Genomic DNA, 24667 nt, shown 5'->3' with positions numbered 1-24667 from the left:
CCCGGCGAATGTCATCTATCTACCCATAGGGGTTTTTGTGTCTACACCTGATGTAAGCAGCGAGGCCGGTTCGTCCGCGAACAGCGTCACGGGCAGCAACCGCGTGAAGCGGGGCATGGCTGAGATGCTCAAGGGCGGCGTCATCATGGACGTCGTTAACGTCGAACAGGCCCGCATCGCCGAGGACGCCGGTGCCGTTGCTGTGATGGCGCTGGAACGCGTTCCGGCCGATATCCGCGCCCAGGGCGGCGTGTCACGCATGTCCGATCCGGACATGATCGACCAGATCATCGACGCCGTGTCCATCCCGGTCATGGCCAAGGCCCGGATCGGCCACTTCGTCGAAGCGCAGGTCCTGCAGTCCCTCGGCGTGGACTACATCGACGAGTCCGAGGTCCTCACCCCGGCCGACTACGTCAACCACATCGACAAGTGGAACTTCAAGGTTCCCTTCGTCTGCGGCGCGACCAACCTTGGTGAGGCGCTGCGCCGCATCAACGAGGGCGCGGCGATGATCCGGTCCAAGGGCGAGGCCGGCACCGGTGACGTTTCCAACGCCACCGGGCACATGCGCCAGATCCGTTCCGAAATCGCCAAGCTCGCAGCCCTGCCCGAGGACGAGCTGTACGTGGCGGCCAAGGAACTGCAGGCCCCGTACGACCTGGTCAAGGAAGTTGCCGCTGCCGGCAGGCTGCCCGTGGTCCTGTTCACCGCCGGCGGCATCGCCACCCCGTCCGATGCTGCCATGATGATGCAGCTCGGCGCTGACGGCGTGTTCGTCGGTTCCGGTATCTTCAAGTCCGGCAACCCCGCCCAGCGCGCCGCCGCCGTCGTGAAGGCCACCACCTTCTTCGATGACCCCGACGTCATCGCCAAGGCCTCCCGCGGCCTCGGCGAAGCCATGGTGGGCATCAACGTCGACGAGATCCCCCAGCCCCACCGCCTCGCCGAGCGCGGCTGGTAAATCGCTCGTCCAGGGGCTGGCGCCTGTGGGGCGCCGGACGGCGCCATCCTCTGCGCGCTATTCCCCGCGCTTCCCTGGCAGCTTTTGTAGCTGGCTGGGGCGCGGGGGCCCTTTTACGCGCGCTGCCGGATAACTCCGTCCGTCTCTAAGCGGTCGCCTTATGTTTTATGTACGACGCCGGTTCCTCGCCTTTTTCAGGTGGGGGACCGGCGTCGTTCCTTTTGCAGGGGAGTAGTGCTTTACTCGAGGCCGCGGCGCTTTAGGAGGGGTTCCAGTTCGGCTTCGCGGCCGCGGAGGGTTTTGAAGGACTCGAGGGGGTCGCGGCTGTTTCCACGGGACAGCAGCTCCTGCCGGAAGCGTTCGCCGTTGGGCCGGGTGAGGCCTCCATGTTCGGTAAACCAGTCCACCGTCTCGGCGTCCAGCACTTCGCTCCAGATGTACGAATAGTAGCCGGCCGCGTAACCGGCTCCCGCGAAGACGTGCTGGAAGTACCCGGTGCGGTAGCGCGGCGGCACCAGGGCATGGGCGATTCCCGCAGCTGCCAGAGCCTTGTTCTCGAAAGCCACGACGTCCTCAGGCACCTCGCTGCTGCCGAGGACATGCCAGGCCAGGTCCAGCAGCGCCGCCCCCAGGTACTCCGTAGTGGCGAACCCTTCACCCCAGAGCCGTGATTCATCCAGTCTGTCCACAATCTCCTGCGGAAGCGGCGTCCCGGTTTTGTAGTGCTTCGCATAGTTGGCCAGCACCTCCGGCCACATAATCCACATCTCGTTCACCTGGGACGGGTACTCCACAAAGTCCCGCGGAACCGACGTTCCGGAAAACCGCGGATACGTGACATCGGAGAACAACCCGTGCAGGGCATGTCCGAACTCGTGGAAGGTGGTTCGCAGTTCATCCAGAGTCAGCAGCGCAGGTTCGCCGGCGGGCGGCTTGGAGATGTTGAGGTTGTTGATAACGACGGGCATGGTCCCCAGCAACGCCGACTGTTCCACTAGGGAATTCATCCATGCGCCACCCCGTTTGGTCCCCCGGGTGTAGTAGTCGCCGAGGAACAGCCCAAGGGCCCTTCCGTCCTCGTTTCGGACTTCCCAGACGCGCACATCGGGGTGGTAGCCGGAAAGGTCCTTCCGCTCGTGGAAGGTGATGCCGTAGAGCGACGTGGCAGCGAAGAAAACCCCGTCGGTGAGAACACGGTCCAGCTCAAAGTATGGCCGGAGGGCCTGCTCGTCTACCTCGTACTTTTCCCTGCGGACCTTCGCGGAGTAGAACGCCCAGTCCCAGGCTTCCAAGGGGTGCCCGGCTGCCTCAGCGAGAGCCGCTGCCTCACGATCTGCGTTGCGGACCGCCGCCGGCGCCATCCGGTTCAGCATGGACTGGACCGCTTCGAAATCAGGTGCGGTCTGGCGGTCCACCACGAGTTCAGCGTAGTTGGCAAAACCCAGCAGGGCCGCTTTTTCAGCGCGCAGGGCCGCCATGGACCGGGCGAGGTCGAGCACGTCCAGGCTCCCGCCGCTGCTGCCGCGGGCCACGGACGCCTCATACAACCGGCGCCGGATCTCCCGGTTTTCCAGTGCGGCCAGGGCGGGCTGGTTACTCGGCTGGATCAGCGCCAGGAGGAACTTCCCGTCGTGCCCGGCCGCGCGGGCTGCTTCCGCGGCAGCGGACACGTCATCGTCCGGCAACCCCGCCAGGTCCGCGGGATCCTCAAGCAGGAGTGCCGCGGATTTCATGCCTTCCTTGACCCGCTGGCCGAACTCTGTGCCCAACCTGGACAGTTCGGCGTTGAGCTGGCGGAGCCGCTCCTGTCCGGGGTGATCCAGCTGGATACCGGACTGCCGGAATTCCTTCAGATACTCCTCCACGAGACGGCCCGCCTCCGGATCAAGCCCGGCCGTCCCGATGGCCGCGAAGCGTTCGTACAGTGCCTTGTTCAAAAACACCTCGTCCTGGTGTGCTGAGAACAGCGGCGCAAGCCGGGTTTCGAGTTCCCGGATCTCCTCGGAAGCATCGGCAGAGACGAGGGTAAAAAAGGCGGCGGCAACCCTCTGCAGCAACTGGCCTGAGCGCTCCATTGCCACCGCAGTGTTATCGAAAGTGGCAGGATCACGGCTCTCCGTAATGGCTTGGATTTCCGCCAAATGCTCCGCGAACCCCGCCTCTGCCGCTTCAGCGTAATGGGAAGGTTCGATGTCGGCGAACGGCGGCAGAGCGAACGGCAGTTTGCTGGGAGAGAGCAGAGGGTTTGTCATGCCGCAAATCTTCCACACCGGCCACGCCATCTCAACGACCCCAAATGCTCGTGGCGGCCCGGGACTTTATCTAAACTGACCGCTATGGGGATCAGTTGGCGCAGCGCTGCGCCGCGAACCGGCGCCACCATCGGCACCTTGCTCGCAGCTGCCCTGCTGGCCGGCTGCGGCCTGGTCGCTGAACAGGACGGGCAGGGGCCGCGGCCTGCGGAGACTGCTACGCGGGGCGGGGGTTCCGGCGCCGGTCCGGCCCCTGCGGCCACTTCAACCCCAACACCCGTACCCGCACCCGCCCCCACCCCGGGCAAAGGCCCGCCCTGCCCTGCGGTCCGCTGTGCCACCCTCCTTGTTACCGGGGACATGCTCGTCCACGCCCAACTGTGGCAGCAGGCAGAGCAGGACGCCGCAGCAGCCGGGAAGCCTGGTCTGGATTTTAGGCCCCTCCTGCAGGGCCAACACCGGTACATCAACAACAGCGACCTTGCCATCTGCCATCTGGAGACGCCGGTGGCGCTACCTGACGGTCCGTTCTCCGCGTATCCGTCGTTCAACGTCCCGCCCCAGATCATCGCCGCGGCCAAGGACGTGGGTTACCAGGGGTGCACCACGGCCAGCAACCACACCATCGACCGCGGCACGGACGGGCTGCTGCGAACCCTGGACGCCTTGGATGCTGCCGGGCTGCAGCACACGGGCTCCTACCGGACCGAGCACGAATCGCACAGCATCCTCATCATGCAAACGCCGGCCGCAAAGATAGCCCTCATCCAGGCCACCTACGGGCTCAACGGCCTGCTCCCCGACCACCCCTGGCAGGTGGACATGCTGGAACCGGCAAAGATGATCGCCAAGGCTGACAAGGCGAGGGCCCTGGGAGCGGACATCGTGGTGGCAGCGATGCACGCCGGCGATGAGTATTCCAGTGAACCGAACACCCAGCAGCAGGAAGCGGCGCATGCGCTGGTGGACAGCGGACAGTTCAACCTGGTCTACGGGCACCACTCGCACGCCGTGCAGCCCATCGAAAACTACAAGGGCACCTGGATCGTGTACGGCCTCGGCAACGGCGTCACAGAATTGTCTCCCTGGTACCTGGTCAACAACGAAGGGCTCCTGGTAAGGGTGCAGTTCGGCCAGGACCAATCCGGACAATGGTCCGCGACGGATCTGGGCTGGGTGCCGTCCGTGATTGTCCGCGACCCTTACCGCTGGTGCTCGGCAGCAGCCGACGCGCCGCAGGGTCCATGTGCCGGCCCGGAAGCGGATGCGGCGACCCGGCACCGGACCGGGACCGTGGTGGAAGCACGCGGTGCTGCAGCGGCGGGCGCCCATGAGCTCCTCATCACGCGCGAACCGTAAACCGGCCCCGAAAAGGGAGTGCCGCCGTCGGCAGCCGGACCCTCGAACTCTCAGCGGGGCCGGCGCGCCGCGTGTTCCCTGGCGAGTTCCGCGTAACGGTCGTTCGGCTGGCCGGGATCAAAGGACCCGAACTTCCGCTCCGCTGCCGTTTTGATCAGGAAGTCGGCAATGGCCGGGTTCTTCGGCAGCAGCGACCCGTGCAGGTAGCTGGCTACGATGTTTCGGTAGCGGGCACCTTCATGGCCGTCGCTGCTGTTGTTTCCGGTGCCCTTGGCCACGGTGCCGAGGGGGCGGACGCCGTTGCCCAGGGTGGTTTGCCCGCTGTGGTTTTCGTAACCCAGCACTTCGCCGAACTCGGGGGTAGCCACCTTGACGTTGCCGATCAGGCGCTCGTCCGTGCCATGGGTTTCGACGTCGAGGACGCCGATGCCCGGAATGACCGCTCCGGTCCGGGTTTTGAAAAAACGTCCGAAGAGCTGGTAAAGGCCGCAGATGACCAGCATGGGGGCGCCGTCCTCGGCCAGGTCCTTCAACACCTCCGCGCGCGCCTGCAGATCGTCCTGGATCACCAGCTGCCCGCTGTCCTGGCCGCCGCCGCCCACGATAATGTCCACGTCTTCCGGGAAGGGGTCGCCCACGTTGTATTCGAGCAGCTCCGGTGTGTAGCCGTGCCACCGGATGCGCTGCTTGAGGACCAGGGCGTTCCCCCAGTCGCCGTAGATGTTCATGTCGCGCGGGTAGAGCTGCACCACCCGGAGGGTGCCCTTGCTCTCCGCGCTCTCCGCTGTATCCGCGCCTGCCTGGCTCACGAGACAACCTCCACGGTGGTGATTTTGGACAGCTCGCGCCGGATGGCCAGCATGGCGGTGTATGTGCAGAAGATGCGCTTCGGCTTGCCCTGGGCTTCCCTGATGAAGGCAGCAAGGGCGGGCGCAATCTCGGTCTCCACGCCGCCGATCGGCACCTCGTCGTACTGCAGGCGCAGTGCCATGTCGTAGGCGCGGGAGCCGGTCAGCTGGTCCACTCCGCCTGCGCGCAGCGAGTCGAACTCAACATCCCAGAGCCAGGACATGTCGCGGCCGTCAGCGTAGTTGTCGTTGATGGCGATCATGGTGGCGTAGCCGCCGGCGGGAAAGGACTTCAGTCCGAGCCGGAACCCGCTGGGATTCTTGACCAGGACCAGGTCCAGGGGCTGGCCGTCCACGGTGAGGCTTTCGCCGCGTCCGAAGGCGGGCGCAACCTGGGCGAGTGCCGCCAGCAGTGTGCCGTGGTCGGCGGTGGCTGCGCCGCCGCCGCAAATGCTCCGCGCGAGGGTCAGCGCGGCGGCCGCATTGAAGATGTTGTACACGCCGCGCAGCTTCATCCCGGTGGTGACCGTGACGCCGTCGTACTCAAATTCGGCAGTGTCCGCACCTACTTTGCGGAGTACGACGTCGGCCGCCGGCTTGTCCGGAAGGTCCGCCGGGGCGGGACTTCCGGGAGCGGCGCGCATGTCGTCATCGTTCGGGAAGGTGCCCAGCAGCGAATCATCCAGGCCGAAGTACTTGACCTCCTGCCCGGTAAGGGTCTCCGCAATCCTCGCTACGCGGGGGTCCTCACGGTTCAGCACCACAGTTCCGGTGGTCTTGGCTGCGATGTGCTGGAGCAGTTGCGCTGTCTTGTCGATCTCGCCGAACCGGTCCAGCTGGTCGCGGAGGACATTCAGGAGCAGGCAGTAACGGGGCGGCACACTGTTGACGAAGTGCACGGCGTGGGCCTCGTCGAGTTCCAGGACAGCGACATCGGCGTCGAGCCGGCCGCGCCAGTCCACCTCGCCCAGCAGCGCCGCAGCCACACCGCGGGTGAAGTTGCTGCCGGTGCGGTTGGTGAAAACCTTCAGCCCCTGGCTCTCGAGCAGCTCCACCACCATCTTGGTGGTGGTGGTTTTGCCGTTGGTGCCGCTGACCACGGCGACGCCGTGGGGGAGCGTGGTGAGCGTCCGCCGCATAAAGCCCGGATCGATTTTTTCGACCACCAGTCCGGGGAAGGCAGACCCGCCGCCCCGCAGCCGGGACACCCGGCGGACCAGCTTGCCGAGCGGAACACTGAAATAGAGCATTAGTCGAATATATCCCAGCAACGGCATGGAACCGGCGTCGGGGCGGGGCATGCCAGGCAGGCCAAAGAGGCCGCGGCCCGTATGCTGGATGGATGACAAATCCCCCTTCAGCGGCTGCCGCGCGCCTGGGTGCCGGCCTGCGCATAGGCGTGCTGGCACTCCAAGGAGACTTCCGCGAGCACCTTCGTGCTGTTGAAGAAACCGGAGCCGAGGGCGTTGGCGTCCGCCGCCCGAAGGAATTGGACGGCCTGGACGGCCTGGTTATTCCCGGCGGCGAATCCACCGCCATCGACAAACTCGCGCGTGCCTTCGACCTGGCCGGACCCATCCAGGACAGCATCGCCGGCGGTTTGCCTGTATACGGCTCCTGCGCCGGCATGATTCTGCTCGCCACGGACATCGCCGACCCCGCCACCGACCTTTCCGGGGCACCACAGCAGACGTTTGGCGGGCTGGACATCACGGTGCGGCGCAACGCGTTCGGCCGGCAGCGGGAATCCTTCGAAACGGACCTGGACTTTAAGGGACTGGACTTCAGCGCCACCGATGCCGGCGTTCCTCCCGTCCACGCCGTCTTCATCCGTGGCCCCTGGGTGGAACGCGTAGGCCCGGAGGTGGAAATCCTGGCCCAGGTGGAACCCGCGGATCCGGAGCACGCGTCCCACGCCGTCCCGCTGCCGGGGACGGCTAGAATTGTTGCAGTGCGTTCCGGCCACCTGCTGGCCACCTCCTTCCACCCGGAAGTGACTGGGGAAAAACGCGTACACGAACTTTTTATCCGCATGATCAGAGGAGAAGCGTAGAAGCATGTCAGGCCACTCCAAATGGGCAACGACGAAGCACAAGAAGGCCATCCTCGATAGCCGCCGTGCAAAGTCGTTCGCCAAACTGATCAAGAACATCGAAGTCGCTGCCCGCATGGGCGGCCCGGACCTTTCCGGCAACCCGGGCCTCGAACTGGCCGTGACCAAAGCCAAGAAGACTTCTGTTCCGGCTGACAACATTGACCGCGCCATCAAGCGCGGCGCCGGGCTCACCGGTGAAGTGGTCGACTACACCGAGATCATGTACGAATGCCGCGGCCCGCAGGGTTCGGCGCTGCTCATCGAATGCCTGACGGACAACAAGAACCGCGCCGCCTCGGAAGTCCGCCTGGCCATTTCCCGCAACGGCGGCACCATCGCCGACCCCGGCTCGGTCAGCTACCTCTTCAGCCGCAAGGGCGTGGTGTCCCTGCCGAAGAAGGACCTCACCGAGGATGACGTCCTCATGGCTGTCCTCGACGCCGGTGCCGAGGAAGTCAAGGACAACGGCGACTCGTTCGAGATCCACTCCGATCCTAAGGACCTCCAGGCCGTCCGGGATGCCCTCAAGGAGGCAGGGATCGAGTACGACACGGACGAGGCCGAATTCGTTCCGTCCATGGAAGTGCCCCTGGACCTTGAAGCCGCCAGGAAGTTCATGAAGCTCGTTGACGCCCTGGAGGACCTCGACGACGTCCAGAACGTCTACAGCAACGCCGACCTCAGCGACGAAGTCCAGGCTGCCCTGGAATCCGAGTGACGCCCGGCCTTGCCCCCTGAATCCGTCCCGCCTCGCAAGACCGGGATGCCCGCTGAAGCCGGGTGCACGTGACACTGCGTGTACTGGGCGTTGACCCCGGACTGACCCGCTGCGGCATCGGCGTGGTGGACGTGGAACGGAACAGGCGCGCCACCATGGTGGCCGTTGGTGTGGTGGGAACCTCTCCCGAGGAGACCCTCGATCAGCGGCTCCTGGTGATCGCCCTGGCCATCGACGAGTGGCTGGACCGCTACGAACCCCAGGTCCTCGCCGTCGAGCGGGTCTTTTCCCAGCTCAACGTCAGCACGGTGATGGGCGTCGCCCAGGCGTCGGGGGTAGTAATTGCCGCGGCGGCGCGGCGCGGGATCCCGGTGGCGCTGCACACGCCGTCGGAAGTCAAGGCTGCCGTCACCGGCAGCGGCAATTCCAACAAGGATGCGGTGACCAAGCTGGTCACCAAGATCCTTCGGCTGGACGCACCGCCCCGCCCGGCCGACGCTGCGGACGCGCTGGCACTGGCCATCACGCACGCGTGGCGTGCCGGCAGCGGTGCCGCCGTTGCCACCACCGGGCCGGGCAGTTCCTCGCTGACGCCGGCGCAAAGGGCGTGGGCAGAAGCCGAGGCCAAGGTGCGGCGCGCACGCTGATTGTCCTGGCCGCTTGCTAGGGTATTCGTAGATATGTTCGGATAGCCGGTCCAGCCTCTCCCATGGGCAGCCCGGCGGTACACCAGGAGCCAGCCCCTTGATCAGTTTCCTTCGCGGAACCGTAGCGCACGTGGGGCTGTCCACGGCCGTCATCGACCTCAACGGCGCGGGCATGAGCGTTAATGCCACGCCCCAGACCCTCAGCCGGCTCCGCACGGGCGAGGAGGGCCAGTTGTTCACTTCCCTGATCGTCCGGGAGGATTCGCTCACCCTCTTCGGCTTCGCGTCCGACGACGAGCGCGAAGTTTTTGATGTCCTGCTCAGTGTCAGCGGGGTGGGCCCGAGGCTGGCACTGGCGGTCCTCGCCGTGCATGATCCGGAGGCAATCCGGGTTGCGGCACACACAGGCGACAGTAAAACTTTTACGAAAGTCCCGGGCATCGGCCCCAAAGTGGCCGGCCGGATCGTTTTGGAGCTCGCGGGGAAGCTGGTTCCGCACGGCACGGCCGGTTCGGCCGGTGCCCCCACCGCTGCCGAGGCCGCCTGGAAGCCGCAGGTGGTCGCGGCCATGACCAGCCTCGGCTGGTCCGAGAAAGACGCTTCGGCAAGTATCGACAAGGCACTGGCCGATGACCCCGAGGTGTCCTTCCGCGGCAACGTGCCGGAGATCCTGCGGACCACCCTTCGCTGGCTGGGCCAGGACGGTGCTCGCGCCGGCAACCGCGTAGGCAGCCGTGGCTGAAGCGTCAGTGGTGGCCGCCGGGGAGGAACCCGAGGAGCGGGCCATTGAGGCCGCGCTCCGGCCCAAAAACCTCCACGACTTCGTGGGCCAGCACCGGGTCCGCAAGCAACTGTCCCTGGTGCTGCAGGCTTCCCGCATGCGGGGGAGAAGCGCGGACCATGTGCTCTTTTCCGGCCCTCCGGGCCTCGGGAAGACCACGCTGGCCATGATTGTGGCCTCCGAGATGAACGCCCCGCTGCGGATCAGCAGCGGCCCCGCCATTCAGCACGCCGGAGACCTCGCGGCCATTCTCTCCTCCCTGTCCGAGGGCGAAGTCCTGTTCCTGGACGAAATCCACCGCATGTCCAGGCCGGCAGAAGAAATGCTCTACATGGCCATGGAGGACTTCCGGGTGGACATCGTGGTGGGCAAGGGAGCCGGCGCCACGGCCATTCCCCTCGAACTTCCGCCGTTCACGCTGGTGGGCGCGACCACCCGGGCAGGCCTGCTGCCCGGGCCGCTCCGGGACCGCTTCGGCTTTACCGGGCACCTGGAGTTCTACTCCGTTGCCGAACTTGAGCTGGTCCTGCGGCGCTCGGCCGGGCTGCTGGACCTTAAGGTGAACTCTGCCGGGTTCAGCGAAATCGCCGGACGTTCGCGCGGCACGCCCCGCATTGCCAACCGGCTCCTGCGGCGGGTCCGTGACTGGGCCCTGGTTCATGGCATCGAACAGATTGACGCGCGGGCGGCATCCGCAGCACTGGATATGTATGAAGTGGACAAGAAAGGCCTGGACCGGCTGGACCGCTCGGTCCTGGAGGCGCTGATCACCAAGTTCGGCGGCGGCCCCGTCGGTCTCTCCACCCTCGCGATCGCCGTCGGGGAAGAAACCGAAACGGTGGAAACCGTGGCAGAACCGTTCCTGGTCCGCGAGGGTCTCCTGGGCCGCACACCCCGGGGCCGGATCGCCATGGCCCCGGCCTGGACCCACCTCGGCTACGCCGTCCCCGCAGGCGTCTTCGGGCAGGAGCCACTGGACCTGTTTGATACGGCGGGTGAGGACGCCGGCCCCGGCGAAGACTGGGCCCCGCAAGGCGAATAACAGGCTCCGTTCAGTTTTTCCCTTTAGACTGGTATGACGCTCGGCACGTTCGGGTCTTTGTTCCCGCAGGCAGCACTACCAGCAGCCCGTGGACGGATGGCGCTTCGCGCCAGACCACACGTTCAAAGCGGACGGCGCTGTCAATCAGCTCTACGCAAGTACAGAATGGAACTTCCCCGTGTTCGGACATATCACTGCCCAGACCACCACTACGCAGCCCGGCGGCGGCATTGACATCATGTCGATCCTGCTGTTCGCCATGCTCGGCGTCTTCATCTTCATGATGTTCCGCCGGAACAAGAAGACCCAGCAGCAGCAGGCGGCGCTCCAGTCGCAGTTCGCGCCGGGGGTTGAGGTAATGACCAGCTTCGGGCTGTTCGGCCGTATTGTCGCCATCGACGATGAAGAGAACAAGGTCACCCTGGAACTCTCCCCGGGCAACCTCGCCACCGTACACCGCCAGGCCGTTACAAAGATCGTGGAGCCGGCAGCAGCGCCGGACACCGTTGCCCCCGCCGTGCCGGATGACGCTTCATCCCTCACCGCCCAGGAGACCGGCAGTTCCGCTGTTACCGCTGAAACCCCGGACGAGACCCCCAAGCGCCTCAGCGATGAGGGCAAAAAGGACAGCTAGTCCCGCTGGTTTTGTAAAACACCTCTACGGCTGCGGAAGGCCGCCGGTGCCGGCAACAGGCAGGCACCGGCGGTTCCTCCGTGAATAAGAGAAAGATCAACAATGGCACGAACTGGTTCTAGGAAACCAGGCCTCAGGGTCCTGGTCTGGCTCGGCGTAATCCTCGCCGTGCTGACTGCTGTCCTGGCAGGCGGCACTATGGCCGGCCAGGCGAGCTGGGCGCCCAAGCTGGCGCTGGACCTCGAAGGCGGCACACAGATGATCCTGGCGCCGAAGGTGGAGGGCGGTTCGGACATCAATGAAGAACAGCTCAACCAGGCTGTGGCGATCATCCGCCAGCGCGTGGACGGTTCCGGCGTCGCTGAAGCCGAAATCAGCACCCAGTCGGGGCGCAACGTGGTGGTCAGCCTTCCGGGCACCCCGTCTACCCAGACGCGCGACCTGATCCAGGCCTCCGCCGACATGAACTTCCGCCCTGTCCTTCTCAACGGCGCCGGTGCACCCGTCCCGGAGGAGTCGCGGGCCCCCGAGGACCAGCTCCCCAAGCCGACGGCGGAACCTGCCAACAGCAGCGACACGAACTGGATCACTCCGGAGATTTACCGGCAGTTCGAAGCCCTCGACTGCGACAACCCGTCCCAGGACGAGCAGGAACGCTCCGATCCGGCCAAGCCGTTGGTGACGTGTGAGCCTGCTTCCGGCACAAACCCCGCCATCAAGTACATCCTTGGTCCGGTAGAGGTCAAGGGCAGCAACATCGTCACGTCCTCCTTCCAGCTCCAGCAGGGCGCCCAGGGTGCCGTCACGAACGAGTGGGCCGTCAACATCCAGTTCGACGACGAAGGCACAGCGAAGTTCAAAGAGGTCACCGAACGCCTGAACCAGTTCTACGTGGCTGCCGGCGGCGACTCGGGCAACGACCCCAAGGCCCAGTTCGCCATTGTGCTCGATGACCAGGTCATCTCAGCTCCCCGTTCGCTCGCTGTCATCACCGACGGCCGGCCCCAGATTACCGGCGGCTTCACGGAACAGAGCGCCAAAGCCCTGTCGGACCAGCTTCGGTTCGGCGCACTGCCCATCAGCTTCGAAATCCAGAGTGAGCAGCAGATCTCTGCAACCCTCGGCGGCGAACAGCTCCGCATGGGCCTCCTCGCCGGTGTAATCGGCTTGCTCCTGGTGGTGGTGTACTCCCTCTTCCAGTACCGGGCCCTGGGATTCGTGACCATCGCCTCCCTGGTGGTTGCCGGCATCCTGACCTACCTTGCCATCGCCATCCTGGGCTGGACCGAAAACTACCGGCTGTCCCTGGCCGGCGTCGCGGGCATCATCGTCGCCATCGGCCAGACTGCAGACTCCTTCATCGTCTACTTCGAGCGCATCCGCGATGAGCTCCGTGAAGGCCGCGGCCTGGTCTCCGCCGTCGAAAACGGCTGGAAGCGGGCTAAGCGGACCGTCCTTGCCTCGAAGGCCGTCAACCTCCTTGCCGCCCTGGTCCTGTACTTCGTGGCTGTGGGCAACGTCCGCGGGTTCGCATTCACGCTGGGCCTCACCGCCATCGCCGACCTCATTGTGGTGTTTATGTTCACCCACCCCACGCTGCAGCTGCTGGCGCGCACGAAGTTCTTCGGCGAGGGACACCGCTTCTCGGGCCTTGACCCCAAGCGCCTCGGCGCCGTGCCGCTTTACCGCGGCGCAGGCCGGATCCGTACCCCGGAAGACAAGCCTGCCCAGGTTGTCCGCGCCAAGAATTCCGGTGCCGCAGCCGAAGCGGAACGCCGGATGACCATTGCCGAACGCCGCATGGCGCAGAAGCAGGAGCAGCTCGCAGGCTCCTCGAAGTCTGCAGCGAAGGAGAACAAGTAATGCCAAGCTTCGCGAATTTCGGCAACGAGCTCTACACGGGCAAGCGCTCCTACAACTTTGTGGGCGCGAAAAAGATCTGGTTCATCATTGCGGCGGTTGCCGTTGCCCTGTCCATCCTTATTCCGCTTGCCAAGGGCGGTTTCAACCTGGGTATCGAGTTCCGCGGCGGATCTGAGTTCACGGTTTCGAACGTGAGGACCACTGACGCCGCCGTAGGTGAAAAGGCCGTCACCGACGTGGTGGAAGGCAGCGTTCCCCGCGTAGCAAACGTGGCCGGAACCACCATGCGGATCCAGACCGACAAACTCACCGATGACGAGACCCTCCGCATCAAGGAAGGCCTGACTTCGGCCTATGGCGTCACGGACAACGAAGTGACATCAACGTTCGTGGGTCCCACGTGGGGTGCTGACGTCACCAAGCAGGCCCTGATCGGCCTGGTGATCTTTGTGCTCCTGGCTGCGGTGCTGATGGCGCTGTACTTCCGCACCTGGAAGATGTCCCTCTCGGCTATCGCCGGCATGGCCGTCACGATGTTCGTTACCGCCGGTGTTTATGCCCTCAGCGATTTCGAAGTCACTCCGTCCGCCATCATCGGGTTCCTGACCGTCCTGAGCTACTCGCTTTATGACACAGTGGTGGTCTTCGACAAAATCCGCGAGAACACCGCAGACCTGGATGCATCCACCCGGCGTACCTTCGCTGAGGAAGTCAACCTGGCCGTGAACCAAACCCTGGTCCGCTCGATCAACACCATGATGGTGGCGATCCTGCCCGTTGGCGCCATCCTGTTCATCGGCGCCGGACTGCTGGGCGCCGGAACACTGCGTGATCTCTCCCTCGCGCTGTTCGTCGGCATCCTGATCGGAACCGCAGCCACGATCTTCGTGGCAGCTCCCATGTATGCCTGGCTGCGGCAGAACGAGCCCGACCTGGCCAGGCAGGCAAAGCGCGTGGAGCACCGTCGGGCCGAGGCCTCTTCCAGGTCCGGATCGACGGTTGTGGAGCCGGCCCAGACCTGAGCCGCTTCCCGCCGGCCGGGCAGTGTCAGAATGCTGACGCTGCCCGGCCGTCCTGTTTAACCGGCGGCCCGTTTAAAAAGTCTGCGGGCGGGGGAATAGACTGAAGTAATTAAACGGTGGTGAGGGGTGCTTCATTGGAAGAACGTTCGGCGTCCGTGCCAACGGCACAGGGAGATAAAAGTCCTGCCGGACTGCAGACCGGCGCGGCCGCTTCCGCGCGTTCAGGTTCGCTGGTCCCGGTGGATAACTCCGGCTCACGCCCCACTTTCCCCGGCCGGCGGGAACGTACCCGCTCCAGGCTCGCGCGGCTGACCGGACGTGGTGCCGCAAATTATTCTCCGATCCTTGAGCCGCTGCTGCGGACGGTCAGGGCCAACAATCCCAAAGAGGATTTTGACCTGATCCAGCGTGCTTTCGACGTGGCGGAACAGAGCCACCGGGGGCAGAAGCGCAAGAGCGGCGATCCCTACATCACCCATCCGGTGGCAGTTGCCACCATCCTCGCCGAACTGGGACTGAGCGGGACCACTTTGGCGGCGGCCCTCCTGCACGATACGGTCGAGGACACCGCCTACACGCTTGCGGACCTGAAGCGGGACTTCGGTCCCGAAGTGGCCATGCTTGTGGATGGCGTGACCAAACTGGACAAGGTCAGCTTCGGCGAGGCAGCCCAGTCCGAGACCGTGCGCAAGATGGTCGTGGCCATGGCCAAGGACATCCGGGTGCTGATGATCAAACTGGCAGACCGCCTTCACAACGCCCGCACGTGGCGTTTCGTCTCTGCGGAATCCTCCGCCCGCAAGGCGCGCGAGACCCTGGAAATTTTCGCCCCGCTGGCGCACCGGCTGGGTATGAACACCATCAAGTGGGAACTTGAGGATCTCTCCTTCGCGGCCCTTTACCCCAAGGTGTACGAAGAGATCGTTCGCATGGTGGGGGACCGGACGCCCGAGCGGGAAAAGAGCCTAAGCGTCATCCGCGACCAGATCACCGAGGATCTCCGGGACGCCAAGATCAAGGCGACCATCACCGGCCGGCCCAAGCACTACTACTCGATTTACCAAAAGATGGTTGTCCGCGACAAAGACTTCGACGACATCAATGACCTCATGGGTGTCCGGGTCCTGGTGGATTCCGTGCGGGACTGTTACGCGGCCCTCGGAACCATGCACTCGCGCTGGAACCCCTTGCCGGGCAGGTTCAAGGACTACATCGCGATGCCCAAGTTCAACATGTACCAGTCGCTGCACACCACGGTGATCGGCCCGGGCGGGAAGCCGGTGGAGATCCAGATCCGGACCCACGAGATGCACCGACGCGCGGAGTACGGTGTGGCTGCGCACTGGAAGTACAAGGACCAGCCCAACCGGACTGCGGTCGGTCCGGGCAGCCCCCGCGACGGTGACATGGGATGGCTGCGGTCCCTGGTGGACTGGCAGCAGGAAACTTCCGATCCCGGCGAGTTCCTGGATTCGCTGCGGTTCGAAATTAACGCCCGTGAGGTGTTTGTTTTCACGCCCAAGGGTGAAGTCATGGCTTTGCCGGCAGGGTCCACCCCGGTGGACTTTGCGTACGCGGTTCACACAGAGGTGGGACACCGGACCATCGGCGCACGCGTCAATGGGAAACTGGTGCCGCTCAACAGCGAGCTGAACCACGGCGACTGGGTGGAAATCTTCACCTCGAAGGCCGAAGGGGCAGGACCCAGCCAGGACTGGCAGCACTTCGTCAAGAGCGCCAGGGCGCGCAACAAGATCCGCCAGTGGTTCAGCAAGGAACGCCGCGAAGAGGCGATCGACCGCGGCAAGGAACTCCTGACCCGGGCCATGCGGAAGCAGAACCTTCCGCTGCAGCGCCTGATGACGCATGAGGCCCTGGCCGCAGTGGCAGCGGAGTTCAAGTACGTTGACATTTCCGGCCTCTATGCCGGTGTAGGGGACGGACACACCTCCGCCCAGTCCGTCATGGAGAAGCTCGTCGAAAGCCTCGGCGGGAATGAAAGCACTGACGACGACATCACCGAAGTCAGCGTGCCCACCCAGGTCACCAAGGCCCGGTTCTCCGATTCCGGTGTTGTGGTCCGCGGAGTCGGTGACGTTTGGGTGAAGCTTGCCCGCTGCTGCACCCCGGTGCCCCCTGATCCCATCCTCGGTTTTGTGACCAGGGGCTCGGGCGTGTCCGTGCACCGGACCGACTGCACCAACATCTCGGACCTGAAGGATCAGCCGGACAGGATTGTGGACGTGGACTGGGCCCCGACGCAGTCCAGCGTGTTCCTGGTGGAGATCCAGGTGGAGGCGCTGGACCGCAAGTCCCTGCTTTCCGACGTCACGCGCGTGCTGTCCGAAAACCACGTCAACATCCTTGCCGCCAGCGTGCACACCTCCACGGACAGGGTAGCCATTTCAAAGTTCGCCTTTGAGATGGGCGACCCCAAGTACCTGCACCACGTCCTCAGCGCCGTCCGCCGCATCGACGGGGTCTTCGACGTCTACCGCACCACCGGAAACAAACGCCGGAGCTAAGCGGGCCAGCTTCTCCAACGCGGCCTTCTTGTAGGGGACGCGGGGGCTGGCCTCAATGGCAAGAACCAGCAGGCGCAGGCGCACGTCATTCTGCGGGCGGGCCAGCAGCCCTTCCAGGGTGGGGATGGCGCGTTCGGCTTCGACGTGCAGGGCAACGTCCAGGGCAGTCCGCAACGGGCTGGACACCATCAGGCCGCCCATGCTCACGACGTCGAAGGGGCCCAGCTTCACCTCATGCAGGGTGCAGCCCCTGGTGTTCCGCAAACTCGAAACCCGCCTTTTGGCGTCCACCAGAAGGGCCAGCCGGTCCGGTTCGCCCGCGCAGCCGTAGATCCATGCAGCTGTCATACGCCCTGCAACCACGCGCTGGCGCACAGCCGCGGGCACGACCCCCGCTGCTGCCCGGGCACGCAGCTGCGGAGTAGCTGTGGCTCCGGGGACGGTATAGCCGTGCTGGTGGAAACGTTCCAGCAGCCCGTCCGAGGCCAGGGACTGCAGCTCGGGGGAAGTGAAAGGCATGCCAGGGGCGTACAGCTCCGGAAAGCGGGGTGCTGTTTCGCCTCCCTGGTGGTCCGTGCCACGGGCGGCGGAGGGAGGAGGTGGGGGATTCGCCATTGGCCCATCCTGCCGTTCCCGCCATTAACAGGCACAGGCCCGGCTCCGGATATGTGGATAACCGGAGCCGGGCCTGTCAGAGCCGGAAGCCTGCGTGAGGCAGGCGACTGACCTAGGAGAGTTCGCTGGCCGAGCGCTGGATCTGGTCAAGCCAGGCCTGGCGCGCCTCCAGAGCTTCCTGCGCGGCCTTGATCTTGCGCTGATCGCCCGTCTTTTCAGCCTTGGCGAGATCGTCCTGCAGGCCCGCTATCGCGGATTCCAGCTGGGAGAGGGCGCTGTTGGTGCGGGCCTTCCGCTCGGGGTTTGAACGCTGCCACTGCTCTTCCTCGGCGTGGCGCACTGCATCCTCAACCTTCCGCAGTCCAGCCTCGACACGGCCCATGTCTGCGCGCGGAACCTTGCCGGCTTCTTCCCAGCGGTCGCGGACGGACTGAAGAGCCTTTTTAGCGGCTGCTAAATCCTTGACCGGGAGGATCGCGTTGGCCTCGGCGAGGAGGGCTTCCTTGACGGTGAGGTTGGCCGCGTACTCCTGGTCGATCTCGTCGTTGGCGGCCTGGCGGTTGGTGAAGAAGACGTCCTGGGCGGCGCGGAACCGTGCCCACAGGGCGTCGTCGTCCTTGCGGCTCGCCCGCGGGGAGGCCTTCCACTGGTCCATCAGGCGGCGGTACTCGCCGGCGGCAAAACCCCAGTCAGTCGAGGAGGACAGCGCTTCCGCTTCGGCGATCAGCTTCTCCTTGGCGGACTTGGCAGCGGAGTTGTTGCTGTCCAGCTGCGAGAAGTAGGCGCGGCGGTGGCGGTCAAAAACGGTGCGTGCTGCACGGAACCGCTTCCAGAGGGCGTCCTCGTTGCTGCGGCCCAGGCGGACTCCGCTCTTCTGGGCAGTTTTCCAGCTCTCGAAGAGCTCGTTCATCCTGGAGCTTGAGGTCTTCCACTGGGTCTGGGCCGGATCCTGGCCGGAAATCTGCTCGGCTTCGGCCACAATGGCTTCACGGGCGGCAAGCTCGGAGGCGCGGACGGCGTCGTGCTCGGCCTTTTCCGCCTTTTCCAGTTCAGCGATCTGGGTGGAGAGTTTGTCCAGGCGCGCCTCGGCGGACCGGAGGTCGCCGACCATGTTCCGTTCCGCCAGTTGCTCGCGGAGGTGCGTGACAGTCTTCTGCATGTCGGTGCTCGGGGCCTTGGAGCTGACGCGCTGCTCGAGCAGCACAATCTGGGCCACGACGTCGTCGTATTTCCGGGCGAAGTACGCCAGAGCTTCTTCGTCGCTGACGTCCGGGTACTGGCCCACCGGGTGCTCGCCGCCGTCGATATTCAGGAATACGTGCCCGTCGCCCTCAACGCGTCCCCATTTCGAGGCTTCGGCCAAGGACGTGGAGGGAACGGTGGCAACAGGTGCAGCAGCAGGTGCGGCGGCGGGTTTCGGCCGGGAGGCGAAAGCGGCAGGGGAGGGCGCGGGGCGGGGCGCAGGTGCCGGGGCGCTGCCCGCGGAGGGCTGGTCCGGGGTGCCACTTTCGGGGGCGTTCTCCCCGGGAGCTTCCGCTGCCGGGGTGGTGGCTGCAACAGAAACTTCCCCACCGGCGGTGGGTGCCGCCGTCTCGGTTACATCTGTTGCTGTTTCGTCGGATTTCTGACTGTCTGTCACCGCTAAAAGTCTTTCGCTTGAAGGAAAATGCTCAGGTCCTGCACCGCAGCTCCATGGCCGGGCTTCCTACTTCAGAGAGAACGAGTCTATCGTGACTGGTTCAACCGGTGCGCCGTCCGTGTCGCTGCTGCCCGGCGTAATTCCGGCAGCAGCTATGTTCGACACCGCGTCAAGGCCGGATGTTACCCTCCCCACCACCGTGTAGCCGCCGGAAGTGTCAGCCGGGATCACGGTGTCCTTGTAGACGATGAAGAATTGTTTCCCGTTTCCAAAGGCGTTGTTGCCGGTACGGGCGACGGCGACAGTTCCGGCCGGATAAGTGTTGTCAGCGGGGGTGTTTTCCAGGGGTCCCCAGGTGTAGGCAGGATCGCCTTGGCCCCCGGGGCCTGAGGCGCCGCACTGCAGCAAGCCGAAGGTCTCACCCGTGGTGAGGCGGTGGCACGTCTTTCCGTTGTAGTAGCCCTCGTCGCTGAGGGACTTGAAGACGGCGGCGGCCTGCGGGGCCTTGGTCCCGTCAAGCTCTACAGCGAGGGACGTTCCGTTGAGGACCAGATCACCGGTGAAGGTCTTGCCCGCAGCGGTATCGGCAGCGGGGATATTCGGGCCGTTGGTTGCCTGTGCAGCCGGGCTTGCAGGAGCCGAGGGGGACGGGCTGGTCAGTCCCGCCTCTGCGGCAGCGAACTCCTCCTCGGTGGGGTTTCCGGCAAAAGCGGTGAGTTGGAGTACGACGGCGAGCACCACGGCGGCGGTTCCGGCACCAGCGGCAATGAGGTTGTCGCGCCTGCGCCGCTTCTCCTGGTCCCGCCGCAGCTCGCGCTTTGCTTCCATTTGCTGGATGCGGCGCTTTGCTTCGCGGGCGCTGCGTGAACTGGCCGGCAAGGGTCCTCCTTATTGTCGGGCTGCTGCACAGCCGTGGTGTGGGCTCCGGCGCGCAGTGGTCTGACGGCCGAGCCTTGCCGGTCCGTCCATTAGAGATGCTGGCGGATGATGCATAAACTGACTGCCGCACATAGTTTATGCATGACTGGCTGGACTGCCGCCGTTCCTGGCCTGTTCGCCGGCGCCGGGCAAGTCCCAGGCACAACACCTACGAGGAGAACATCCACCATGGCACGCACCGCTTCCCTGTCCGGATTCCCCGAGTGGCTTCCCGAGGAGCGGCTGGTGGAGCTGCATGTTCTGGACACGCTGCGCCGGGTATTCGAGCTGCATGGATTCGGTTCCATCGAGACCCGGGCAGTGGAAACAGTGGGCCAGTTACTGCGCAAGGGCGAAATCGACAAGGAAGTCTACGGCCTGAGCCGGCTTCAGGAGGACGAGAGCGAAAACCCTGTCAAGGGAGGGAAAGCGGATCCGCACGCACTTGCCCTGCACTTTGACCTCACGGTCCCGTTCGCCCGCTACGTGGTGGAAAACGCCGGATACCTTGCCTTCCCCTTCCGCCGCTACCAGATCCAGAAGGTGTGGCGCGGTGAGCGGCCGCAGGAAGGGCGCGCACGTGAGTTTACGCAGGCGGACATTGATGTGGTGGGGGACGGTGACCTGCCGTTCCGTTACGACGTTGAAATCGCGCTGGTTATTGCCGAGGTCTTGAGCGCCCTGCCCATCCCGGATTTCCGCCTGCGGATCAATAACCGCAAGCTTGCCGAGGGTTTTTACCGGGGCATCGGTCTCGAGGATACGGCCGGCGTCCTGCGGAGCATTGACAAACTCGAAAAGATCGGCGCGGACAAGGTGGCCGGGTTGCTGAAGGAGGAACTGGGGGCCACGGACGAACAGGCCCGAAAGGCCCTGCAGCTGGCTGCCATCCGGACTGAGGACACTTCCTTCGTGGAACAGGTCCACGCGCTGGGCATCAGCAATGAGCTGCTGAACGAGGGTCTCAACGAGCTGGAACAGGTCATCGAGGCCGCTGTCCAGCGTGCTCCGGGCAAGGTGGTTGCCGACCTCAGCATCGCCCGCGGCCTGGATTATTACACCGGCACCGTGGTGGAAACCGTTCTGGTGGGGCACGAGCAGCTCGGCTCCATCTGCTCCGGCGGGCGTTACGACGCACTGGCTTCGAAGGGCAACCGGAAGTTCCCGGGGGTGGGCCTGTCCATCGGCGTCACCCGGCTGGTGTCCCGCATTCTCAGCCAGGACCTGGCCAAGGCTTCACGCTCCGTTCCCACGGTCGTGCTGGTTGCGCTTACCTCTGATGACAGCTGGAGTGCGGCGCAGGACGTGGCCGCCCAACTCCGCGGCCGGGGAATTGCCACTGAGGTGGCGGCGAAGGCGGAGAAATTCGGCAAGCAGATCAAGTTCGCCGACCGCCGCGGGATTCCCTTCGTCTGGTTCACCGACGAGGACGGCACGCACCAGGTCAAGGACATCCGCACCGGTGAACAGGTCATCGCCTATCCGGAAACCTGGATGCCGCCCGTGGAGGACCTGGCGGTACAGGTAGCGGCAACCGCACAGGTGGCATCAGCAGCCTCCGTATAGCTGCTGCTACCGCCGGAACCGCAGCACGAGCCACCGCCCCGCCACCCCTGCCGCGAGGACCCCCGCCATGGTCAGCACGGAGGCCGCCGGAAGAGTGAAAGCCAGCAGCAGGCACGCCACGAAGCCGACGGCATTCAGCCACTTTGGCGCGTACCCCGGGTGCGGGCTAAGGGTGAAGGCGGACGCGTTGGCCACGGCGTAGTACACCAGCACGCCGAAGCTTGAGAAGCCCACCACCGTCAGAACGTCGGTGGTCAGCAGGAGCAGGATTACGACGGCGGCCACAGCGACCTCTGCAACGTATGGAACGGTGTGCTTGCCGCCCACCCGGGCCAGGGGCCGGGGGAGGTCACCTTCACGGGCCATCGCCAACGTGGTTCTGCCAACGCCCGTGATGAGCGCAAGGAGCGCGCCCAGGCACGCAGCTGCCGCGCCTGCCTGCACTGCCGGCGCGCCGCCTGCGAGCTGTGACTGCATGACGGCTTCCAGCAGCGGGGTCTTCGTGGCGGCCAATTGACCGCCGGGAAGATGGTTGAGCAGCAACAACGCCAGCGTCAGGTAAATGGCGAAGGCGGCAGCCAGCGCGGCCAGGACCGCCCGGGGGATGGAACGGGAAGGGTCCTTGACTTCCTCGCCCAGTGTGGCGATGCGGGCGTAGCCGGCGAAGGCGAAAAACAGCAGGCCCGCGGCGGGCAGTACGCCGGCCGGCCCGCCGGGAGACGCGTCGGCCAATCCCGCGGCTGGATGCGGCCCAATGATGGCGGCGACGGCGACGAACACCAGGGTGGCCAGCACTACGCACAGCAGGATCCTGGTCAGCAGTGCCGTCCTCGTGATGCCCAACAGGTTGACCACGGTCAATGCCCCCACCGCCGCGATGGCCACCGGTACTGCGTAACTGCCGGCGGCATAGGTGCCGAACGTCAACGCCATCGCCGCGCACGAGGCGGTTTTCCCGGTGACAAAACCCCAGCCTGCCAGGAAGCCCGGCCACTCGCCAAGCTGTTCCCGGCCGTAAACGTACGTTCCGCCGCTGGTGGGATATTTCGCGGCCAGCGCGGCAGAGGCGACGGCGTTGCAGTATGCCACCACCCCGGCAATGACCACCGAAAGTACCAGGAAGTTTCCGGCCAGCGCGGCGGCCGGTGCGAAGACTACGAACACGCCTGCGCCCAGCATGGAGCCAAGGCCGATGGTGGTGGCATCGAAGGTGCCGAGCCTTCGTTGGAGTTGCTGGTGCGCGCTCATGCGGTGACAGTTCCTTTGCAGCGGGTAAACTCGAACGGAATCGTTCCCCGAACGATCCTATTAAACTTCGTGTTTATCTTCCCGCTGTTACCCCGCAGAAAGGCGTGCTGTGCTGCGCACACATGACCTCGGATCCCTTCGCTCCGAGCACATTGGACAAACCGTAACCCTCGCTGGCTGGGTGGGCCGCCGTCGTGATCACGGTGGTGTGGCCTTTGTTGACCTCCGCGATGCTTCCGGCGTGGCACAGGTTGTGGTGCGCGAGGAAGAAGTCTTCCACGGCCTGCGCAACGAGTATGTCCTGCAGATCACCGGCACCGTTGCCAAGCGGCCGGAGGGCAATGAGAACCCCGCCCTGGCCACCGGCGAGATCGAGGTCATGGCGGATAAGGTAGTCATCCTCAACACTTCCGAGCCGCTTCCGTTCCAGATTGACGAGCACGTTGAAGTGGGCGAGGAAGCGCGCCTGAAGCACCGCTACCTGGACCTGCGCCGTCCCGGCCCGGCCCGCAACCTCCGGCTGCGCTCGGAGGCAAACCGCGTTGCCCGTGAGCTGCTGCACCAGGACGGCTTTGTGGAGGTTGAAACCCCCACACTGACCCGTTCGACGCCGGAAGGCGCCCGTGACTTCGTGGTCCCCGCACGCCTCGCCCCGGGTTCCTGGTACGCCCTGCCGCAGTCCCCGCAGCTTTTCAAGCAGCTCCTGCAGGTTGGCGGGTTCGAGAAGTACTACCAAATCGCGCGCTGCTACCGCGATGAGGACTTCCGCGCAGACCGCCAGCCGGAATTCACCCAGCTGGACATCGAAGCCAGCTTCGTGGACCAGGACGACATCATTGCGCTGGGCGAAAACATCGTCAAGGCACTGTGGAAGCTGATCGACGTCGAGATCCCCACTCCCATCCAGCGGATCACCTACGCCGACGCCATGGCCCGCTACGGCTCGGACAAGCCCGACCTCCGCTTCGGCGTGGAACTGATCGAGCTCACCGGGTTCTTCAAAGACACGAACTTCGGCGTCTTTAAGGCTCCGTACGTGGGCGCCGTGGTAATGCCCGGCGGCGCCTCCCAGCCGCGCCGCACTTTGGACGGCTGGCAGGAATTCGCCAAGCAGCGCGGCCACAAGGGCCTTGCATACGTGCTGTTCAAGGAAGACGGCGAACTCGCCGGCCCGGTTGCCAAGAACCTGACCGACACAGAGCGCGCAGGCCTGGCCGATGCCGTCGGCGCCAAGCCCGGTGACTGCATATTCTTCGCCGCAGGCGAGAAGTCCGCGGCCCGCGCCCTCCTCGGCGCCGCCCGCGTCGAAATTGGCCACCGCACCGGCCTGATCGACCCCAACGCCTGGGCCTTCTGCTGGGTAGTTGACGCTCCGATGTTCGAACCGGCAGCCGCAGCTGTCGCCTCCGGTGACGTCGCCGTCGGGGCCGGCAAGTGGACCGCTGTTCACCACGCCTTCACTTCGCCCAAGCCCGAGTTCCTGGAAACCTTCGACCAGGACCCGGAGTCGGCCCTGTCCTACGCGTATGACATCGTCTGCAACGGCAACGAAATCGGCGGCGGGTCCATCCGTATCCACGAGCGCGACGTCCAGGAACGGGTCTTCGAACTGATGGGCCTGGACCGTGAAGACGCCCAGACCAAGTTCGGCTTCCTCCTGGAAGGCTTCAAGTACGGCGCCCCTCCGCACGGCGGCATCGCCTTCGGCTGGGACCGCGTGGTGGCTCTGCTGGCAGGTGTTGAGTCCATCCGCGACGTCATCGCCTTCCCGAAGACGGGCAACGGCTACGACCCCCTGACCGCGGCCCCTGCCCCGATCACCCCGCAGCAGCGCAAGGAAGCCGGCGTGGACTTCAAACCGGAAGCGAAACCTGCAGACGGCAAATAAGTCATCACCCGCTTGACCTGAAGGCTCTCCCGCCAGGGAGGGC

The 24667-nt window shown here is 65.1% G+C and carries 20 protein-coding genes; 13 read left to right on the top strand and 7 right to left on the bottom strand.

Translation table 11 applies throughout. The annotated features are described in order from the left end of the window. Positions 1 to 37 precede the first annotated feature (37 nt). Positions 38 to 964: a pyridoxal 5'-phosphate synthase lyase subunit PdxS gene (pdxS, locus tag AC5RTE_RS02470; RefSeq protein ID WP_494039816.1), complete on the top strand. Its 927-nt coding sequence runs from the start codon at positions 38 to 40 to the stop codon at positions 962 to 964. A gap of 239 nt (positions 965 to 1203) precedes the next feature. Here pdxS and AC5RTE_RS02465 read toward each other — a convergent pair whose 3' ends face one another. Beyond that, a complete protein-coding gene (locus tag AC5RTE_RS02465) occupies positions 1204 to 3216 on the bottom strand; it encodes a M3 family metallopeptidase (RefSeq protein WP_494039815.1) in 2013 nt (670 codons plus the stop codon). A gap of 84 nt (positions 3217 to 3300) precedes the next feature. On the opposite strand from AC5RTE_RS02465, the gene AC5RTE_RS02460 reads away from it, so the two are divergent. Next, positions 3301 to 4575: a CapA family protein gene (locus AC5RTE_RS02460; protein ID WP_494039814.1), complete on the top strand. Its 1275-nt coding sequence runs from the start codon at positions 3301 to 3303 to the stop codon at positions 4573 to 4575. Positions 4576 to 4625: 50 nt separating this feature from the next. Here AC5RTE_RS02460 and AC5RTE_RS02455 read toward each other — a convergent pair whose 3' ends face one another. Both AC5RTE_RS02455 and AC5RTE_RS02450 read right to left on the bottom strand, forming a co-directional pair. Continuing rightward, entirely contained in the window at positions 4626 to 5384 is a 759-nt protein-coding gene (locus AC5RTE_RS02455; protein ID WP_494039813.1) for a type 1 glutamine amidotransferase, read from the bottom strand. Further along, the gene (locus AC5RTE_RS02450; protein WP_494039812.1) at positions 5381 to 6673 is read right to left on the bottom strand and encodes a MurT ligase domain-containing protein; all 1293 of its coding nucleotides are present in this window, start codon (positions 6671 to 6673) and stop codon (positions 5381 to 5383) included. The genes AC5RTE_RS02455 and AC5RTE_RS02450 overlap by 4 nt, the downstream gene beginning before the upstream one ends. Before the next feature lie 92 nt (positions 6674 to 6765). Between AC5RTE_RS02450 and pdxT the strand changes: the two genes are divergently transcribed. The 9 genes from pdxT (at position 6766) to AC5RTE_RS02405 (ending at position 16750) form a co-directional block, all read left to right on the top strand. Beyond that, on the top strand, positions 6766 to 7476 hold the full coding sequence (gene pdxT, locus AC5RTE_RS02445) for a pyridoxal 5'-phosphate synthase glutaminase subunit PdxT (RefSeq protein WP_494039811.1): 711 nt from the start codon (positions 6766 to 6768) through the stop codon (positions 7474 to 7476). A gap of 4 nt (positions 7477 to 7480) precedes the next feature. After that, the gene (locus AC5RTE_RS02440; RefSeq protein ID WP_494039810.1) at positions 7481 to 8236 is read left to right on the top strand and encodes a YebC/PmpR family DNA-binding transcriptional regulator; all 756 of its coding nucleotides are present in this window, start codon (positions 7481 to 7483) and stop codon (positions 8234 to 8236) included. A 68-nt stretch (positions 8237 to 8304) separates the two neighbouring features. Then, a complete protein-coding gene (gene ruvC, locus AC5RTE_RS02435) occupies positions 8305 to 8883 on the top strand; it encodes a crossover junction endodeoxyribonuclease RuvC (protein WP_104044563.1) in 579 nt (192 codons plus the stop codon). A gap of 97 nt (positions 8884 to 8980) precedes the next feature. Next, on the top strand, positions 8981 to 9625 hold the full coding sequence (ruvA, locus tag AC5RTE_RS02430) for a Holliday junction branch migration protein RuvA (protein ID WP_494039809.1): 645 nt from the start codon (positions 8981 to 8983) through the stop codon (positions 9623 to 9625). After that, on the top strand, positions 9618 to 10706 hold the full coding sequence (ruvB, locus tag AC5RTE_RS02425) for a Holliday junction branch migration DNA helicase RuvB (protein WP_494039808.1): 1089 nt from the start codon (positions 9618 to 9620) through the stop codon (positions 10704 to 10706). The genes ruvA and ruvB overlap by 8 nt, the downstream gene beginning before the upstream one ends. 238 nt (positions 10707 to 10944) lie before the next feature. Beyond that, the gene (yajC, locus tag AC5RTE_RS02420; RefSeq protein WP_494040139.1) at positions 10945 to 11340 is read left to right on the top strand and encodes a preprotein translocase subunit YajC; all 396 of its coding nucleotides are present in this window, start codon (positions 10945 to 10947) and stop codon (positions 11338 to 11340) included. A gap of 102 nt (positions 11341 to 11442) precedes the next feature. Continuing rightward, positions 11443 to 13203, top strand: coding sequence for a protein translocase subunit SecD (gene secD / locus AC5RTE_RS02415; protein WP_494039807.1), 1761 nt, complete (start codon positions 11443 to 11445; stop codon positions 13201 to 13203). Continuing rightward, complete coding sequence (gene secF, locus AC5RTE_RS02410) at positions 13203 to 14225, top strand: protein translocase subunit SecF (protein WP_494039806.1); 1023 nt, start codon at positions 13203 to 13205, stop codon at positions 14223 to 14225. Before secD ends, secF begins: the two co-directional genes overlap by 1 nt. 134 nt (positions 14226 to 14359) lie before the next feature. Continuing rightward, positions 14360 to 16750: a RelA/SpoT family protein gene (locus tag AC5RTE_RS02405; RefSeq protein ID WP_494039805.1), complete on the top strand. Its 2391-nt coding sequence runs from the start codon at positions 14360 to 14362 to the stop codon at positions 16748 to 16750. Here AC5RTE_RS02405 and AC5RTE_RS02400 read toward each other — a convergent pair. From AC5RTE_RS02400 to AC5RTE_RS02390, 3 genes are all read right to left on the bottom strand, one after another. Beyond that, positions 16631 to 17365, bottom strand: a complete 735-nt coding sequence (locus AC5RTE_RS02400) for a hypothetical protein (RefSeq protein ID WP_494039804.1) — start codon at positions 17363 to 17365, stop codon at positions 16631 to 16633. The genes AC5RTE_RS02405 and AC5RTE_RS02400 overlap by 120 nt on opposite strands. A 112-nt stretch (positions 17366 to 17477) precedes the next feature. Continuing rightward, on the bottom strand, positions 17478 to 19004 hold the full coding sequence (locus AC5RTE_RS02395) for a DUF349 domain-containing protein (protein ID WP_494039803.1): 1527 nt from the start codon (positions 19002 to 19004) through the stop codon (positions 17478 to 17480). A 66-nt stretch (positions 19005 to 19070) separates the two neighbouring features. Then, positions 19071 to 19883: a peptidylprolyl isomerase gene (locus AC5RTE_RS02390; protein WP_494039802.1), complete on the bottom strand. Its 813-nt coding sequence runs from the start codon at positions 19881 to 19883 to the stop codon at positions 19071 to 19073. A gap of 228 nt (positions 19884 to 20111) precedes the next feature. Between AC5RTE_RS02390 and hisS the strand changes: the two genes are divergently transcribed. Further along, a complete protein-coding gene (gene hisS / locus AC5RTE_RS02385) occupies positions 20112 to 21488 on the top strand; it encodes a histidine--tRNA ligase (RefSeq protein WP_494039801.1) in 1377 nt (458 codons plus the stop codon). Positions 21489 to 21494: 6 nt separating this feature from the next. Here hisS and AC5RTE_RS02380 read toward each other — a convergent pair whose 3' ends face one another. Then, entirely contained in the window at positions 21495 to 22736 is a 1242-nt protein-coding gene (locus AC5RTE_RS02380; RefSeq protein ID WP_494039800.1) for an APC family permease, read from the bottom strand. 109 nt (positions 22737 to 22845) lie between these two features. Here AC5RTE_RS02380 and aspS point away from each other — a divergent pair, with 109 nt between their 5' ends. After that, a complete protein-coding gene (aspS, locus tag AC5RTE_RS02375) occupies positions 22846 to 24624 on the top strand; it encodes an aspartate--tRNA ligase (RefSeq protein WP_494039799.1) in 1779 nt (592 codons plus the stop codon). Positions 24625 to 24667 lie beyond the last annotated feature (43 nt).

It is taken from the genome of Arthrobacter sp. K41 (assembly GCF_059089645.1).
Note: the sequence above shows the minus strand (reverse complement) of the source record. Positions and strands in the feature narration are given on the sequence as shown.